This is a genomic window from Roseivirga spongicola (assembly GCF_001592965.1).
Lineage (GTDB): Bacteria > Bacteroidota > Bacteroidia > Cytophagales > Cyclobacteriaceae > Roseivirga > Roseivirga spongicola.
Genome location: NZ_LRPC01000025.1, coordinates 1 through 383, shown reverse-complemented (window position 1 = coordinate 383; position 383 = coordinate 1). Strand labels below are relative to the sequence as shown.

At 40.5% G+C, this 383-nt stretch carries 1 pseudogene; it reads right to left on the bottom strand.

The annotated features are described in order from the left end of the window. Nucleotides 1-383 (bottom strand): annotated as a pseudogene (locus tag AWW68_RS12110) (hypothetical protein); the annotation flags it as partial.

Here is a 383-nt window from a genome sequence, read left to right as displayed (position 1 = left end):
GTGATGGTAACAGGCGTAGCACTATTCACCATTTTGGTGATGTTCTTAGTAACCACAGTAGGTGCAATGTTGTCTTCTACTGTGATGGTGACAGTTTCACTAACAGTATTGCCACTGTTGTCTGTTACTGTAATGGTAACGGAGTTGTCTCCTAAATTACCACAAGAGAATTCTGTTTGACTGATGTTGACAGAAGCAATTCCGCAGTTATCAGAAAGCTGATCTACAATTTGTTGTTCAGAAATTGTTAACTCTCCCTCTTCATCTAAATAGCCAGTGAAATCAGAAGTAGTAAAAGTTGGTAGAATATCATCTACCACAGTCACAGTAGCAGTAGCGGTAGCAGCGTTACCACTAGCATCTACACCAGAAAGTGTAACCGT